The organism is Psychrobacter aquaticus CMS 56 (genome assembly GCF_000471625.1).
GTDB classification, from domain to species: Bacteria; Pseudomonadota; Gammaproteobacteria; order Pseudomonadales; family Moraxellaceae; genus Psychrobacter; species Psychrobacter aquaticus.
The window spans coordinates 209,383-225,135 of the sequence record NZ_AUSW01000011.1 but is presented as its reverse complement, the minus strand read 5'-3'; the positions used below and the strand labels follow the sequence as shown (position 1 = coordinate 225,135).

The 15,753-nt window shown below is 43.6% G+C and carries 14 protein-coding genes; 10 read left to right on the top strand and 4 right to left on the bottom strand.

Going from position 1 to position 15,753, the window contains the following annotated elements; all coding sequences use genetic code 11:
- Positions 1–444 precede the first annotated feature (444 nt).
- The 3 genes from M917_RS02270 (at position 445) to M917_RS02260 (ending at position 3,059) form a co-directional block, all read left to right on the top strand.
- Positions 445–1,104 carry a T2 family ribonuclease gene (locus M917_RS02270; RefSeq protein ID WP_227500805.1) on the top strand — a complete coding sequence of 220 codons (660 nt, stop codon included), beginning with the start codon at positions 445–447 and terminating at the stop codon, positions 1,102–1,104.
- A 499-nt stretch (positions 1,105–1,603) separates the two neighbouring features.
- On the top strand, positions 1,604–2,593 hold the full coding sequence (locus tag M917_RS02265) for a malate dehydrogenase (protein ID WP_021813132.1): 990 nt from the start codon (positions 1,604–1,606) through the stop codon (positions 2,591–2,593).
- A 226-nt stretch (positions 2,594–2,819) separates the two neighbouring features.
- The gene (locus M917_RS02260; RefSeq protein WP_021813131.1) at positions 2,820–3,059 is read left to right on the top strand and encodes a DUF2789 domain-containing protein; all 240 of its coding nucleotides are present in this window, start codon (positions 2,820–2,822) and stop codon (positions 3,057–3,059) included.
- Between the two features lie 112 nt (positions 3,060–3,171).
- Here the strand turns inward: M917_RS02260 and ribF are convergent, their stop codons facing one another.
- Complete coding sequence (gene ribF / locus M917_RS02255) at positions 3,172–4,182, bottom strand: riboflavin biosynthesis protein RibF (protein ID WP_227500809.1); 1,011 nt, start codon at positions 4,180–4,182, stop codon at positions 3,172–3,174.
- A gap of 236 nt (positions 4,183–4,418) precedes the next feature.
- On the opposite strand from ribF, the gene M917_RS02250 reads away from it, so the two are divergent.
- Positions 4,419–5,066, top strand: a complete 648-nt coding sequence (locus tag M917_RS02250) for a GNAT family N-acetyltransferase (RefSeq protein ID WP_021813129.1) — start codon at positions 4,419–4,421, stop codon at positions 5,064–5,066.
- On the opposite strand, the gene M917_RS02245 is transcribed toward M917_RS02250, so the two are convergent.
- The 3 genes from M917_RS02245 to ampD form a co-directional block, all read right to left on the bottom strand.
- Positions 5,063–5,713 carry a hypothetical protein gene (locus tag M917_RS02245; protein ID WP_227500804.1) on the bottom strand — a complete coding sequence of 217 codons (651 nt, stop codon included), beginning with the start codon at positions 5,711–5,713 and terminating at the stop codon, positions 5,063–5,065. The genes M917_RS02250 and M917_RS02245 overlap by 4 nt on opposite strands.
- Before the next feature lie 132 nt (positions 5,714–5,845).
- Positions 5,846–7,396 (bottom strand): murein biosynthesis integral membrane protein MurJ, encoded by a 1,551-nt coding sequence (gene murJ / locus M917_RS02240; RefSeq protein WP_040641650.1) that lies wholly within the window; start codon positions 7,394–7,396, stop codon positions 5,846–5,848.
- A gap of 137 nt (positions 7,397–7,533) precedes the next feature.
- Complete coding sequence (gene ampD, locus M917_RS02235) at positions 7,534–8,124, bottom strand: 1,6-anhydro-N-acetylmuramyl-L-alanine amidase AmpD (RefSeq protein ID WP_021813126.1); 591 nt, start codon at positions 8,122–8,124, stop codon at positions 7,534–7,536.
- 227 nt (positions 8,125–8,351) lie between these two features.
- On the opposite strand from ampD, the gene M917_RS02230 reads away from it, so the two are divergent.
- The 6 genes from M917_RS02230 to murG all read left to right on the top strand — a co-directional run bounded on the left by M917_RS02230 (position 8,352) and on the right by murG (position 15,687).
- The gene (locus M917_RS02230; RefSeq protein ID WP_021813125.1) at positions 8,352–10,472 is read left to right on the top strand and encodes an Lnb N-terminal periplasmic domain-containing protein; all 2,121 of its coding nucleotides are present in this window, start codon (positions 8,352–8,354) and stop codon (positions 10,470–10,472) included.
- Positions 10,473–10,657: 185 nt separating this feature from the next.
- A complete protein-coding gene (locus M917_RS02225) occupies positions 10,658–11,497 on the top strand; it encodes an SDR family oxidoreductase (RefSeq protein ID WP_021813124.1) in 840 nt (279 codons plus the stop codon).
- 83 nt (positions 11,498–11,580) lie between these two features.
- A complete protein-coding gene (locus M917_RS02220; protein ID WP_021813123.1) occupies positions 11,581–12,579 on the top strand; it encodes a hypothetical protein in 999 nt (332 codons plus the stop codon).
- Between the two features lie 61 nt (positions 12,580–12,640).
- The gene (pyrE, locus tag M917_RS02215; protein ID WP_021813122.1) at positions 12,641–13,357 is read left to right on the top strand and encodes an orotate phosphoribosyltransferase; all 717 of its coding nucleotides are present in this window, start codon (positions 12,641–12,643) and stop codon (positions 13,355–13,357) included.
- 56 nt (positions 13,358–13,413) lie between these two features.
- The gene (gene gshB / locus M917_RS02210; protein ID WP_021813121.1) at positions 13,414–14,385 is read left to right on the top strand and encodes a glutathione synthase; all 972 of its coding nucleotides are present in this window, start codon (positions 13,414–13,416) and stop codon (positions 14,383–14,385) included.
- Positions 14,386–14,601: 216 nt separating this feature from the next.
- Complete coding sequence (gene murG / locus M917_RS02205) at positions 14,602–15,687, top strand: undecaprenyldiphospho-muramoylpentapeptide beta-N-acetylglucosaminyltransferase (RefSeq protein WP_021813120.1); 1,086 nt, start codon at positions 14,602–14,604, stop codon at positions 15,685–15,687.
- Positions 15,688–15,753: the final 66 nt, after the last annotated feature.

Genomic DNA, 15,753 nt, shown 5'->3' with positions numbered 1-15,753 from the left:
AGCGAGCAATCGTTAATGGTTTATTTTTATGTGCTGATTTTCACTGTTTGATTAAAAATGGCATCATTCTTGCAGCTATTACTTGATCTTTACGTTTCTGCTATAGATTAAAAAAAGCGTTTTGCTACCATTGCGTTAATTAGTGCCTTTAATTTATGCTTATATTTAATTTATGCTTATAAATGGTTACTTGTTTTTTTGTTAGCCCTATTCTTAGTTTTAAGTGTGCTTATAATTTAGACACAACAATCTAAGCGATAGTCCATGTCTTATCATTGCTAGATGCCTTCAGCCCTTATGATAAAAAAATATCTCAATCTGTCCGTGTTATCGAAAATTAGGCATCCGTCATCTAATCAGATGCGCTCGTCAGTTATTCTAAGTCCATCAAAAACGCATTCAAAAATTAAATCAGTGACATACTTAGCTTTATGTCGTGAAAGTTTGAGCAATAATACATTTGTTGGCAAAATAAATACGACGATGGGTATTGGTGCGTTATTGTTATTGCAAGGCGTGATGCTAATGCCGGCACAGGCTGCTAGCGCGGCCAAAACTGGACAACGCGTGCTGATGATCGAAATGACGCCAGCATTGTGTAACCTACAACCGACGCGCTCACGCATGCGTCAATGTCTAGAAGGTTATTCATTGACCGTATCAGGATTGGACATGGGATATGGGGAGCGCTGTGGACGTGGTAGCGAGCCACGGTTGACGCCCCTGCAACTAAAAGTCGTCAACCGTGTCATGCCAGATACAACGGTGCGTAGCCAAGTATGGCAACGTTATGGTGTCTGTAGTCCACTCAGTGCCAGTAGCTATTTTCGCCAAATCACTAACTATGCGGGCGCGTTAAAACTACCGTCTGAGTTAAACACGGGCAATAGTTATACGGTTTCTAAATCACGTTTTATCAGTCAAATGACACGCCTCAATAGTGGTATGTCATCGAGTAGTGTTGATTTGATTTGCCAAGCGGGAAATCGTCGCCAATCGACGTTGACGGATATTCATGTTTGCTATGAGGGCAGCGAATTTGGTACTTGTGCTACGGTTGTGGACAATTGCGGCAGCAAATTCATCATTTCGGGTGGTAGATAGGTTTTTTAAATGCTCTTTTATAAGGGCATGTTTGATAATTCAACCATGGCACTGACAGGGACTATTTTTTAGGCGATTCGAAGATAAAAATAGTAAGTATAGTCATTCTATACGTCTATTTTTATCAATGAAGCGGCAAAAAAGAGTCCTGTCCCCTGTTTTTATTATTGGGGCTGATGCTAAAACTGCCCCATACGGTGTTGCAAGTCTTGCTAAGGTATTAACATTATCATCGACTTGCGCCTTGTCTGGAACCGTTTTAGCGATCAGCAGTGCCTATTTGTGAATATCAAACACGCCCAAGTCTTTGATAGACTCAAATTTTGTCTCGTATAAAATGTAACAATATAATCATTAATGGGTGTCTTCCTGCGTCTAGACGGTCAATAGGATGAGGTGCTACACTAACCCTCGGTTTATGGTTGCTGTTGAGCAAAAAACCACTCGATATCTAAAACGATAGTCGTGACTTATATAATAATCAATTAGGGAGTATTCAATGTCAATGAAACAGCCTTTACGTGTTGCTGTCACTGGTGCCGCTGGTAATATCAGCTACGCAATGCTATTTCGTATTGCATCTGGCGAGATGCTAGGTAAAGATCAGCCAGTTATTTTGCAGTTACTTGAAATTACGCCAGCTCTTGACGCCCTAAAGGGTGTGGTTATGGAACTAGAAGACTGCGCATTCCCATTGTTGGCCGGTATCGTCCAAACTGATGATGCGACTGTCGCGTTCAAAGATGTTGATTATGCTCTACTGGTTGGTGCCCGTCCTCGTGGCCCAGGTATGGAACGTAAAGATTTGCTAGAAGCCAACGCAGCGATTTTTTCAGCGCAAGGCAAAGCATTGAACGAAGTTGCTAGCCGCGATGTAAAAGTATTGGTTGTGGGTAACCCTGCCAACACTAACGCGCTTATCGCTCAGCGTAATGCACCAGATCTTGATCCACGTAACTTTACTGCGATGACTCGCTTGGATCACAACCGCGCCATGGCGCAGTTGGCTGGCAAAACTGACAGCACAGTAAATGACGTGAAGAAAATGATCATCTGGGGTAACCATTCATCAACTCAGTATCCAGATCTAACGGCTTGCACGGTAAACGGCAAACCTGCGCTAGATTTGGTAGATCGTGACTGGTACGAAAATACGTATATTCCAGAAGTACAACAGCGCGGTGCGGCAATCATTAAAGCTCGCGGTGCTTCATCTGCTGCATCTGCTGCCAACGCTGCCATTGCACACATGCGTACGTGGGCATTAGGTACTGATGAGAATGATTGGGTCTCAATGGGCGTTTACTCAAACGGCGAATACGGTATTGCCAAAGGATTAATTTACTCATTCCCTTGCACTTGTAGCAATGGCGACTGGTCTATCGTAGACGGCGTCGATGTATCATCAGATTTCTCAAAAGAGAAAATGGCCGCCACTGAGCAAGAGCTTAGCGAAGAGCGTGATGCAGTAGCGCATTTACTACCATAATCAGCCAGACTGCTAAAATTTAGTGCTATTTCTTAATCTTATTATGTATAAAATGCCCTCTTGTTTGAGGGCTTTTTTATGTCTGTGAAATTTTTTAGCGGTTAACACAATTGATAACCTTACATTAACGTTGGTTAACAGCTTTTTCAGCAAAGCTTGCTACAATAAATACGGTAGTCTAAATAATAAGTACAATTAAACCTGTACCCTCTTAAGGAGAAAAAATATGTTGGGTGAACCTGAATATAATATGAATGAATTATTTGCACAATTGGGACTGGACAGTTCTGATGAAGCGATTGATGACTTTGTCGAAAATAACCAATTAGCAAAAGAAGAAAAGCTGACAGAGGCACATATTTGGAATGACAACCAACGCGCTTTTTTACAAGAAGAGTGGAATAAAGATGCGGCTTGGGTAGAAGTTATCGATGAGCTAAACGTCCGTCTACATCCAGATGCTTAAGCACCGATAAAATCAGCGTCGCCAAAATTCGCATTAAAAAACCCACAACAGTAATGTTTGTGGGTTTTTTAATGCGATATATTTGCATAAAAGTCAGGGATATCTTTTAACACTACTTTTGTTTTGCTCGCCATTCAAGCAGATCTGTTACATCTTGATGAATACCCGCTTTAAGTGCTTCTAGGCCATCATAACGTCGTTCGCCATGCAAGTAATGCAAAAATCGTACCTGTAAAGTTAAACCGTATAAGTCAGCTTGCAACTCTGGAAAGTGTACTTCTAGGCGCCAGTCATGCGTTTTATCAACAGAAGGTCTAGTACCGATATTAGCCGTACCAAATAAGCTATTTTGACGTAGCCCTGCAATACCTGTTTGCCCATTGTCCGCTAGTGCGACCAAGCCATTAGGAATCACTTGTCCCTCACCATCTAGACTGACCACATCTACAGCAAAGATACCATGCAGGGCCGGCTTGATGCGCTGTAGACCAATATTGGCAGTGGGAAAGTCCATAGTACGACCAATTTTGTCACCCCCCATGACCATTCCTGTTATGGCATAATCTCGTCCAAGTAACGTATTAGCAGCATCGATATCACCCGCCAACAATAAATCGCGAATGCGTGTTGAGCTGATACGCGCCGCTTTATCGCTATCATCTGTGATGGTATGCAGATTGGTCACATGCAGACCATAATCACGCAAAAACTGACTGTCACCCGTACGGTCATGACCGAAGCGAAAGTCGTCACCCAATACCAATGCTTTAACGTTTAAGCGCATTGCCAAAATATCGGCAAATGCTTGGGCAGATAACGAGCGAAAGTCAGTATCAAATCCCGCCACAATCAAGGTCTCTACGCCGTGCTCTGCTAGCAACGCTTGCTTTTCTGCAAGATTGGTTAGGCGCGCGGGCGCAGTAGCAGGCGCAAAGAACTCGCGTGGTTGCGGCTCAAATATCATGACTGCAGAGCCAAGATTTTGCGCGTGGGCAATGTCACGGACTTGATCTAACATGGCTTGATGACCAAGATGCACGCCATCAAAATTGCCAATAGTAAGCACACAGGGCGCTAGATCTACTTGGCTCGTATTTGTCGGCAAAGCGCTTGGCGACGCCATCAGTTGCTCAAGAAAATAGGTGTTCATAAATTTTCAGCTATGATAAGACCAAATAAAAAGAAAAAACACAACCATGCTAAGAATCGATGTGTCTAAAACCAGCCATTATAAAGTAAAATGACCATACTAACATCCTATAGTCTGTCCATCATATAATACCAATACCAAGAGATAGGGTTAGTAATTAATAGGATGATCAAACACGCTCTAGTCATTTAACGAATTATGGAGGCTCCATGTCCAATATTGCCTTAAACGCTACACCATCTATATTATCAATAGATAAGCTCAACGATCAGTTTATTGTACAACGGGCAAGTAAAAATGACTTAGCCGAAATATTGGCTATTTATAATCAAAGTATTGCAGGAAAACAAGCAACCGCCAATCTTGCGCCAGTAACTTGTGAAGAGCGTTTAGACTGGTTCGATGAGCATCTAAAAAGTCCAACACGCCCAATTTATATTGTGAGAGCGTTGATAAATGACACTGAAAGTAATAATTTGGTAGAGACATTGCCGATAGTAGCGTGGGGCAGCTTTAGTGATCTGTATGCGCGTACGGCTTACCATATCAGCACTGAAATCAGTATTTATCTATATAAAGGGTATCATGGTCGAGGGCTTGGCAGCTTACTGACACGCTGGATGTTGACGCAAGCGCCAAGTCTCGGAATTCATAATATTGTTGCGCTTATTTTTGCCCATAATCAACCAAGCTTGGGTTTATTTCGCAAGCTTGGCTTTGAGCAGTGGGGATATATGCCAAAAGTTTGTGATATGGAAGGCTTTATCGCCGATGTTGTCATGCTTGGCAAAGCCGTGGCATCAGATAAAGCAACAATCGATCATGACGCGCTAAATGAAGACGGCGCGGCGTCTTAACCCAATATTTTCCATTGACCGGCTATTTTTTGTAGCTCATAAGTCAATGGGGCAGGCTCAGTTTGACCTTTCAGCATTAGCTCACCTATGATAGTGGCACGGGTTTTATCATCATTGTAAGTAGTATCAGTGATAGTGACACCGTCAACGGTTTGTTGAAAAGCAGACTGAGTTTTGGCAAGTTCTTGCTCGAAGTTTGCCATATCTACTTTGTAGTATCCGGCCGCTTTTTTTACATCGCCGTAATACAAGCTATCTAATGCTTGCTTTACAGTGTCTTCAGGAGTGCCCGCTTGAGTCGGATTGGTGACGAGACTTGGTTGTTTATCGGGAGTAGCCGCTGGATTGATAGCATTGTTAGCCGTCGTGGTTTCATCTTTAGCGTTAGCGATTGTTTGCGCATCCGCCGTAGAATTATTGGTATCAACTGCTGCTGTTTGAGTAGATGCATTCTCGTCCGAATTTTCTACAGCAGCTGCATTTTCAGTATCCGCCGTATCCACATCATTATTGCTACAACCACTTAATAGTAGGCCAGTGCTTAAGACACCAGTAGCAAAGATCATAGGTAAGCGTTGCCATGTAAGCGGCTTAGTTGTTATACGCTTATTCGTTATAGACTTAGTTGTCATATGCTTGGCTATCATGTTAAACCTTAAATTTCAGTTAGTCATTAACGCTCAATTATGGCAACTATCAGCATTATTGACTGTCAATTCTCACACTACGCTTGTTTTGGTTTCGTAAGTTAATACTCTAATTGACTCATTTACCCTAATTTAGCCATGTTTTAGCTGACGAGGACGGAAGCCTGTTGCTAGTAGCACCACACCATAAACCAGCGCACCGGCTGCACACATAATAAGCAACGCCGCTACACGTCGCCATTGGGTATCATCGGTGGGGAAGTAGGGTAACATGACATAAAGCACACCAACCATGGCACTGGTAGAGACGGCAAACTGGGCAAACAGCTTTTTCCAGTGGCTACCGAAACGGAAGATGTCACGCTTATGTAAGAAATAATATAACAGACCTGCGTTCACAAAGGCCGCTCCAGTAGTTGCCAATGCTAAACCACCGTGCAGAGGTATGTCTAAAAAGTAAAATACACCAATAAAAATAACACTAAAAACCATGTTGGCAAAAACGGAGATGATACCAATTTTTACGGGTGTTCTGGTATCTTGACGCGCAAAAAAGGCAGGTGCAAAGATTTTTATCAGCATAAATCCTAATATACCACCAGCCATACTACGCAACGCAAGTGAGCTCATTTGTGCATCGCGCAAGGTAAATTCGCCACGCAAAAACAGCGCTTGCATGAGTACATCTGCCAATATAAATAGGGCGGCTGATGCTGGCACGCCAACCAAAATAATTAAGCGCGCTGCCCAATCAATGGTCTTTTTAAAACTCACATCGTCTTTTTGGGCTTCGCTCTTTGACAAACTTGGTAAAATGACCGTACCGATTGCTACGCCAATCAAACCTAGTGGTAACTCGCTCATGCGCTCAGCAGCATACAACCAAGAAACTGAGCCGCCAATCATTAATGACGCAAAAATCGTATTTAATAATAAATTGATTTGGGTGACAGAAACTCCAAAAATCGCAGGAAGCATGAGTTTTAAAATTCGGCGGACACCTTCATGCTGAAAATCAATTTTGGGTGCAACGAGCAGTTTTTGTTGCCACAGCTGCGGCAATTGTATCAAAAACTGTAGCAGACCAGCGATAGCCACGGCATAGCCGAGTGCCATGATGGGCGTATCGAACATCGGAGCGAAAATCAATGCGCCACCAATCATACATAGGTTCAATAGTACGGGCGCAAAGGCGGGTGCGGCAAAACGGCCATAGCTTTGTAAGATACCGCTCGCAAACGCCGTCATAGAAATGAACAATAAATAAGGAAAGGTCAGGCGTAGCAACTCTGTGGTGATGGCAAACTTATTGGGTTGATCGGCAAATCCTGGCGCGAATAATGTCACCACCCAAGGCGCGATTAACATGACTACTACTGTGAGCATAGACAGCACCAGTAGCAGCGCGCCTGACGTACGACTGACTAAAATCTGTACCTGCTGTAAGCTGTATTTTTCTTTATATTCCGATAAGACTGGAACGAAGGCTTGGCTAAATGCGCCTTCTGCAAACAAACGCCGCAAAAAATTGGGTATCTTAAAGGCGACCAAAAAGGCATCCATCAGACCACCAGCGCCAAAAACACCTAATAATATGATATCGCGTACTAGACCTAAGATACGAGATAGCATGGTCATGCTACTGACCACCATGGTTGAACGAAATAACCGACTTTTTGCCATGAGAACCTATTATGCTAATTTATTTACTAATGGTTGTGTGCTGATTTGCTGGTGTCAAAAAACTGACGAATTATAGCACTTTCATGACTGAGATAAATGGATTGAATGTGGGAAATGCTGAGCATTGATAGCAGGCGCTACGTGTTCAAGTTGTCGGCGACCAGCTCGCGTAACTTTGTCCATTCAAAATAATCGCCGGGGTCAGTTTTGCGCCCTGGTGCAATATCACTATGGCCTGTTAGATGTCGTCGCGTTTTAGGATAAGCCCTGTAGATAGCAGTGATAACTTGGGCGAGCGTTTCATATTGCACGTCATTAAAGGACACAAAATCTGACCCTTCAAGTTCGATGCCAATGCTATAATCGTTACATTCAGTTCGACCCAAGTAGCTGGATCTGCCCGCATGCCATGCCCGCTGGTCAAAGCTTACAAACTGAGTTATTGCCCCATCACGCTCGATGAATAAATGCGCTGACACTTCTGCCCCTTGAATGGTTTGAAAATAAGGGTGAGCATTCCAGTCTAATTGATTGGTAAATAAAGCCTTAACATAGTGCATACCATTGGCATCGCACGTGCCAAACTCATTGGGTGGCAAGCTGATATTATGAATGATGATGGTGTCAATGCTCGTATCTGCCGGTCTTTTATTGTGGTTCGGTGAGGCAAGCCAAGTAGCTGCTGATAATCGACCAGCGCTAATGGTCATTGGTGATGCTTTGGACATAAAATTCTCTTTTTATAGGTAGTGAACAAATACAAAGCTGACGCCTTTATTTGATAGATTTGGATACAATGATAAGCATGATATATCGGTTAAAATGGTCAATCTCAAAGATATTTTTAGTGTACTTATATTAATAATGTATTTAAGTTAGCCATTTAGCAGACATTACTAACCAGACCTTAATTGCGCAAGCAGCGTGTGAATCATAATGTGCGAGGTTTTACCCCATGGCTATAAAACCTATTTCTCTATCTGTAAGTTGTACCTTAACGGCAATTGGTCAGCGAACACGTTTACCTTTTGCTATGGCAGGACTGCTACTCTCTACTCAAGCGCAGGCTTTTTTGCCGACACTGCTATCGGTCGTGACGACAGAAGAATTAGCATCTACGTCACAACATACTGCGCCACATAATAGTACTCAACAAGATGCTCAAAGTGTGCAAAATGTTTCAGCTGGACACAGTAGCAAGGCGGAACAATTATTAGCCGACTGGCGCAAACAGGTAAAAGCAGAAAATCTGGCACAGCATACAACATGGCGACGCTTATTGTATTTTTATGAGGGTCAAAATAGCGCTTTTGCTAAAAAGAAAACGCAGAGTTTGATTGATGACCCAAGCTTCTTTTTAAGCGAGCGTGGTCGACAAGATTCAGGCGCAGAATTAGATGCCATGTTGGTAGCGCTTGCACAAGAATTGACACTGTCTTCTACTAATAATAACCAAGCTAACACCCAAGCCAATCGCTCCGTTTTATGTCGTTTTCCAGCACGAGTAGCGTGGTTAAAAAATGTGTTAACCATTGATGGTACGAGCCTATCGGCTGATTGCCCTGAGCTTGATGCGTGGATGCAGAAGCTTGCCCCCGAGCAGCTGTCTATCATGTTTGCACAAGAATATTTAGACAATCCTACTTCAGCTTTCGCTCATACTTTATTGCGTATTGATTCAAAAGCAAGTGCGGCTGATCCGAACCAAGTCCATCATGCTTATGCGCTCAATTATACGGTGGGCGGGAATCCAGCAGATAGTTTTCCAGTGTATGCGGTCAAATCTATGATCGGCGGCTATGACAGTATCATCGAAATAGATCCTTATCCTGAAAGATTTGCCAAATATATACAAGATGACGAACGTGATGCGTGGACATATCAGTTGAATTTGACTCCAAGCGAGGTGCAACAAATCATAAGACATGTTTGGGAAACCAAAGATTTGGAGCTGCCGTATTATTTCGCTACCGATAATTGTGCGTCTGAGATTTTACGTCTCATTGATGTGGTACGACCGCAGCAACATTTATTGAGTCAATTGCCTCATGCGGTCATTCCATCAGATGTTGTACAGTTATTAAAGAATGAGAATCTACTGGGCAGCACCAATTATACGCCTGCCGACAGCACGTTACGTCAAGCACAGCTTAATGAGGTTAAGCACCAGCGTGACCAATTAGGCTATCACAATAGTGCAAAACAAACTGTCAATGAGATTAAATCGGCGCAGCTCAATCCAGTGTCAAGTATGTCAGATAATAAGCAGACATTATTACCGCGTCTCATTGCGGTATCGGATAACAACCCAATAGACAGACACCCATTGCAGCTTGGTTATATGGGTTTTGGTCAACGCGGGGATAATAATTATATCGATATTGGTGTGAGAGCAGGCTACCATGATACCCTCGATCATCCATCAGGGTTTCCACAGTTTTTTGACTTAGAAGGTGCTGCTGCAACCTTGCGTCTATATGACCAAGATGACAATTCATTAAGCAATCGTGATTCCCAATCAAAAAGCGTGGTCTTGCAAAACGTAACCTTGATTCGTGGCCGCTCTTTTAATCCCATTAACTCTGCCAAAAAAGGCAAAACGTGGGGCGCAACGATAGAGGCGACACGTATCAACGATGGCTCACAAGAAGATGGGACAGATCATTTAGTGGGTAGTGTGGGTTATGAGACAGGTTGGTCATGGGCATTTGGTACACCGAGAGCAAATACAGGTGAAATGCCACCGCAGCTATGCTATACCTTTTTATCAGGCACCGCGCAAGGTGGGCGAGGTCTTAATAAGGGTTTTCGCGTGGGTACAGGCATAAATGCAGGTTGTCGTTATCAGATTAACAATCAGTTACGCGCGCAAGCTGAATTGCAATTGCCATATTGGTATCATGGCAACAGTGATGAATCCGATGTTCGTAGTCATTACTGGCAGCCGATATCGACTTTAGGTTTACAGTACGATATTGATAAAAAGCAAGCGTTACGTATCAATGCCAACTATGACTGGCAAGATCGCGTCGCTGCCAATGACGATGTTCAACTATCATATAGACGATATTTTTAGACGTTTGGCTTTTATAGTCGATACTAAATAAAGTCGATACACGATATTATGACGCGAGACTGGGACAAATTTTTCTTGCTTGCTGTGCCTGTGCAGACAGGGGCTGCAAAAAATTTATCCCAGTTTCGCTGATACTCTTCTATGTTGATTTGACTATAGGCATTTGGCAAAGATAAGGATGTAGTATGAGCACTCAGAAACTTTTGATTATTGGCCAAGGCGACATCGGTTTGCCAGTGACCAATAAGCTTGCACAAAATGGTTTAGACGTCACTGGGCTGGCACGCGGTGAGCGTCATCAGTATGCTTTGGATGATAAAGCAACATTTATGCAAGCCGATGCGCTGACGCTCAGTGCTGAGCAATTGCAAGGCTTTACTCATATTGCGATTATTGTGACGCCTGATGAATATTCTACCAGTGGTTATCACAACAGTTATTTGGCCATCAATCAGCACCTAGCACAATTTTCCGATAAACTTACTGAACTTGAGCGCATTGTTTTTATTTCGTCAACGGGCGTTTATGGGCAAGATAATGGCGAATGGATTGATGAAAATACGGTACCTATGATGCCTGAGCGTGAAGCGTCAAAAGTTATCTTGCAAGCAGAAAAAGTATTACAACAAGGTTTTGGGGACAAAGCGATTATCATTCGTCCCAGCGGTATTTATGGACGCGCGCGCCTCATGCGTTTGCGTAAAGCCAAAGAGTCACAAAAAGAGCCAGTGGCAGCAGAGCATTGGAGCAATCGTATTATGGATCGTGATTTGGTCAATATTATTGCCAATGTATTGACGTGCGATGCACCAAGACCTATTTATCTGGCCACTGACTATATGCCAGTCACGACTTTTGAGCTGACCACTTGGCTCAGCAAACAGGTGGATGAAATGCCTCCTGCTATTGATGATACAAAAACAGCCGTCACAGGAAAACGCTTACACAGCAACATTCCATTAGCTTGGCTGGATTATCCTGATTGGCAAGTAGGCTACCGTGATATTTTGCACCATCAAGCTTAAACTAGGTCTAGAGTAAGCCTAAATTTGGCCTAGTATCAGCGTTCGGTTTACTTCGTTTTAAACTTTATTTTTAGAGAGACTTCATGACTCAGCCTTCTACTTCTGACAATCGCGTGCCTCATGCTGACTTTATTGCAGAGGGCTGTAAGCGTGCAGAAAGTAGTGCTGAGCCATCGTCTATTTCACCTGATAACAAGCATCCTGCGATTGTACATCCTAATTTTGATCCGAATAGATCGCCAGTAGATCCATCTAGACCTTTGACTGATATTCCAGAACCGACACGGCGACTAGAAGGTCAATTGCGCCGGCTTTATGGTCATTCAGTGCGTTTTCATGCGCCTAATAAAGACAGTTTATCGAAGTGGGCACTGATTGCGTCAGAGGCGTTATCTGAACATTTATCATTGTTAGAAGCGGCGCAGCTTATTGACTTGCCAGCTGGTTTTTACCAAAATCACAGTGAGCAGCCATTATTATCGCCATTACATGACATGACGTTGTTGGATATGTCGGACATACAGCAGGCGATTCGGGCGTATCCAAAATTGCACCGATATGGTTTTACACTGAACGATTCGCCAACTGAGATGGTTGAAGTTACAGATAAGCATACTAAGGGTACGTCTGTCTCTTTACGGGTGCTGACCAAGCGTTATAATCCAGATGAATTGCTCAATAGTCTTTATGCTGATGATTGGCAAGTCATTCTACAGCCGCAAGTGTTTGAGACAGGTGAGGGCAGTTTGGCCACGGATATTATGGCTTGTAGTGCTGCAGTTCATGCCTTAAAACAATGTAGTACGCGTAAAAGTATCAATGACCGTTATAGCGCAGCACAACTCTGCCAATACATACGCAGTTATGTGCTTAGCCAAATTACCCTTGAGCCCTCGCAGCGTCATGCCTATCGTCAAATACGCATTTTTGCAGGACACGTTATTGTTGCTGCTTATCATTTAGGCTGGGACATACAAGTCAGTGCGGATGGACACTGCTATTTTAATATGTCATCACGTAGTGGCTTGTTGACTCGATATCCTAATATGCAAGATTATGACATCAATGGTTGGTCAAGCTGATCAGTAATGCGTACAATAATGCAAATTTTTTGCCCTTCTTTTTGCTAATAGGAACGCCATAATGCCTAACATTCAACACCCTCAACACCCAGATTTTTCCTCTCATGCTTTTATTCAGCTGGCTCTAGACAATCAAGTGCTGAAGTTTGGTGAATTTGTACTCAAGTCTGGCCGTATCAGTCCGTACTTTTTTAATGCAGGTCTGCTTGCTACAGGTGAGATGTTGTCGTTATTGGCACGTGGTTATGCGGATGCATTGGCTGAACAAATAAGTACTGAGCAAATGCACAATGCAAATGGCACTAATGAGCAAGAGTTGGTCATTTTTGGTGCAGCCTACAAGGGTATTCCGTTTGTGGCAGCAACGGCGCAAGCATTATGGCTGCATCATGGTATCAATGCCAAGTGGGGTTACAATCGTAAAGAAGCCAAAACCCATGGTGAAGGTGGCAATTTAGTCGGTGCTAATGTCAGTGGCAAAGCCGTCTGGGTACTGGATGATGTGATTACAGCAGGCACTGCTATGCGTGAAGTGGTCGAGATTTTAGAGCAAGCAGGCGCAAGCGTCGCTGGTATTATCGTGGCGCTTGATCGCAAAGAAAAAGGTCAGGCTGAGCATTCGGCTATTCAAGAGCTGGCTGCGACATTACAAGTGCCAGTGCGTGCGCTTGTCGATATCGATGACTTGATCCGTTATTTGGCAGACGACAATAGCCAGCATAAAGACGCTACCCAATTGGCAAAAATGCAGCATTATCGTGAGCAGTACGGCGTATGATTTTGGTGAAATGCCTTTATCTGTCTATTTATAATATAACGTAAGTGAGTCTTACTATGAGCCAAGAAAACCAAAAAAAATCTCTAAACATACTTGTTATCATGGACCCAATCGAGCGAGTTAATTATAAAAAAGACACCAGCTTGGCGATGATGTGGGCCGCTCAAGATCGTGGTCATAGTCTGGGTTACTGTCAGATTCATGATTTGTGGTTGAATCGTGGCGAGCTGATGGTTGATACGCAGCCTGTAACCGTCAAGCGCGACCCGCAAGATTTTTATACACTGGGCGATAAGTCAACAGGTTTGGTCAGCGACTATGATGTGATTTTGATGCGTAAAGACCCACCGTTTGACATGCGTTTCATTTATGCTACATATATGCTTGATCATGCCAAAGCGGCAGGAGTACTCGTGGTCAATGATCCACAAGCGATTAGAGACTGTAATGAGAAATTATTTGCCACTTGGTTTAGTGATTATATGAGCCCAACGATTGTGACCAGCAAGCAAGCGCACATTCGTCAGTTCATCACTGAGCAACAAGATGTCATCGTCAAGCCATTGGATGGTATGGGCGGTACGGGTATTTTTCGTTTGACAGCTGATAGTCCTAATATCGGTGTGACGCTTGAGATGTTAACAGAGCTTGAAACCTTACCGATCATGGCACAGCGTTATTTACCAGAGATTAAGGAAGGGGATAAGCGTGTATTAATCGTCGATGGTGTGGTGGTTGATTATAGTTTGGCTCGTATTCCAAGCAAAGGCGAGACGCGTGGTAATTTAGCCGCTGGTGGTAGCGGTGTTGCCATGCCTTTGACTGATATCGAACGCCAAGTGGCAGAAGTCGTGGCGCCAATTGTAAAAGAAAAAGGTCTGATGTTTGTCGGTTTGGACTTAATCGGTGGTCGAATTACTGAAATCAATGTTACTAGTCCGACTTGTGTGCGCGAGATTGATGACCAGTGCGGTACAGATATTGCGACAGATTTTATCATCGCCATCGAAAATAAATTAGTGATTTGAGCAAAGCGGCAAGGACAAAGTCATTATTTATCAAAGCCAAGCTCAGATTGCTAACGGCTTGGGTTTTTGTTATTGATGATGCATAAAGTGCTATATATCAGCCCACGATTTACACTATACTATGCGGTCTTTTATAGGCTGCTTATTCGTTGATGACTGGGATAGTTATGGATAATAAGTCCTTCATATAAATCAAGAAAAGATAGGCAAAGGTTCATGAAAACACCGCATATATTAATGATGGCTGCTGGTACAGGTGGGCATGTGTTTCCGGCGTTGGCAGTTAGCGAGGAGTTGACCCAGCGCGGCGCGGTTATCCATTGGCTGGGCACACCAAATGGTATTGAAAACGGCTTGGTCGAACCGACTGGCTATACGCTTCATGCAATTGATATGCAAGGTCTTCGTGGTAAAGGTATAGGGCGCTTTCTAAAAATGCCAGTGACTTTATTATCAGCGACAATGGCTGCGACAAAAATCATTCGTAACAATCAGATTGATGTAGTCGTTGGCTTTGGCGGCTATGTGACTGCGCCTGGCGGTATTGCTGCACGTTTGACCAAAACACCGCTGATTATTCATGAACAAAATGCCATTGCTGGCATGAGCAATCGCTATCTGTCAAAGATTGCAACCAAGGTTATGCAAGCTTTTGAGCATACGTTTGCAAATAGTGAGCTTGATGCAAAGCTTGAAACCGTGGGCAATCCCGTGCGCAATGCGATTACGGGTGTTGATGAACCGACTGTACGCTATGATATTAGTGACACCTCGCCCCTTAAATTATTGGTAGTGGGCGGTTCACTTGGTGCGCAAGTGCTAAACGACACCGTACCCAAGGCGTTGGCACTAATAGAACGTCCTTTTGAAGTTCGTCATCAATGTGGACGCAATAACGAGACCGCGACACAAGCGGCCTATGATAGCGAGGACTTAAGTGCGCATCAGTTTACTGTACAGCCATTTATTGATGATATGGCCGCGGCTTATAATTGGGCAGATGTCATTGTGTGCCGCGCGGGCGCATTGACCGTTACAGAAATTCAAAACGTCGGTATTGCCGCGATTTTTGTACCGCTGCCGCATGCCGTTGATGACCACCAAACTGCCAATGCCCGTACGTTAACCTCGCACGATGCGGCGATATTATTGCCGCAGTCTGAGCTAACACCGCAGCGCCTAAGTAGTGAGCTTACTGTACTTGATCGCCGTACTTGTTTAGCAATGGCAAAAAAGGGTCATGCTCTTGCCAATCGTAATGCCAGTAAGCAAGTGGCTGAACTTATTTGGAAAACCTTATAGAATTATATATAGCCCATGTTTTTGTGACCGACTGCTTTTATCACTGACTATTTTCATAATCCATTA

Excerpts from the sequence above, each read along its gene's own strand:
- M917_RS02220 (WP_021813123.1), top strand. The coding sequence starts at position 11,581 with ATGACTCAGCCTTCTACTTCTGACAATCGCGTGCCTCATGCTGACTTT.
- M917_RS02230 (WP_021813125.1), top strand. The coding sequence starts at position 8,352 with ATGGCTATAAAACCTATTTCTCTATCTGTAAGTTGTACCTTAACGGCA.
- pyrE (WP_021813122.1), top strand. The coding sequence starts at position 12,641 with ATGCCTAACATTCAACACCCTCAACACCCAGATTTTTCCTCTCATGCT.
- gshB (WP_021813121.1), top strand. The coding sequence starts at position 13,414 with ATGAGCCAAGAAAACCAAAAAAAATCTCTAAACATACTTGTTATCATG.
- M917_RS02260 (WP_021813131.1), top strand. The coding sequence starts at position 2,820 with ATGTTGGGTGAACCTGAATATAATATGAATGAATTATTTGCACAATTG.
- M917_RS02250 (WP_021813129.1), top strand. The coding sequence starts at position 4,419 with ATGTCCAATATTGCCTTAAACGCTACACCATCTATATTATCAATAGAT.
- ribF (WP_227500809.1), bottom strand. The coding sequence starts at position 4,182 with ATGGCGTCGCCAAGCGCTTTGCCGACAAATACGAGCCAAGTAGATCTA.
- M917_RS02245 (WP_227500804.1), bottom strand. The coding sequence starts at position 5,713 with ATGATAGCCAAGCATATGACAACTAAGTCTATAACGAATAAGCGTATA.
- M917_RS02265 (WP_021813132.1), top strand. The coding sequence starts at position 1,604 with ATGTCAATGAAACAGCCTTTACGTGTTGCTGTCACTGGTGCCGCTGGT.
- M917_RS02225 (WP_021813124.1), top strand. The coding sequence starts at position 10,658 with ATGAGCACTCAGAAACTTTTGATTATTGGCCAAGGCGACATCGGTTTG.
- murJ (WP_040641650.1), bottom strand. The coding sequence starts at position 7,396 with ATGGCAAAAAGTCGGTTATTTCGTTCAACCATGGTGGTCAGTAGCATG.
- ampD (WP_021813126.1), bottom strand. The coding sequence starts at position 8,124 with ATGTCCAAAGCATCACCAATGACCATTAGCGCTGGTCGATTATCAGCA.
- murG (WP_021813120.1), top strand. The coding sequence starts at position 14,602 with ATGAAAACACCGCATATATTAATGATGGCTGCTGGTACAGGTGGGCAT.